This window comes from Oleiphilus sp. HI0086 (assembly GCF_001635225.1).
This window is the reverse complement of record NZ_LWFZ01000463.1, coordinates 1-310: the sequence shown is the minus strand read 5'-3', so window position 1 is coordinate 310 and position 310 is coordinate 1. Positions and strand designations below refer to the sequence as shown.

Sequence of the window (310 nt, the reverse complement as noted above, 5' to 3'; positions counted from 1 at the left end):
TATTCACGTTGATCAGGTCTACCTGTCAGGCTCGCCCAAAGTTGGTAGCCCTAAGTGGGTTGAAAAAGCTCAAGTTCTTCTCGCTAACCGAGTGCATAGAGTGGTGTATGAACAAGACCTTATTGCCCGCTTACCGGTAAATCAACAGGCACTGAACGAGTTTAAGTCGATATCCAGCATTGCTCCAGACTTTATCGCGAATTCGATGAACGAAGCAAACAGCCTGATGAACTTCGATACCCTAGGTAGGCAGATCTCACTCGACCACTATGCTAACTATGTTGAGTGGAACGAAAGTGACTCTGTTTCA

Annotated in this window: 1 protein-coding gene; it reads left to right on the top strand. The window is 46.1% G+C overall.

Features of this window, described 5'->3' with window-relative positions:
• Positions 1-310: hypothetical protein (locus tag A3756_RS27405; RefSeq protein ID WP_197481204.1), on the top strand; the 310-nt coding region annotated here is incomplete at both ends.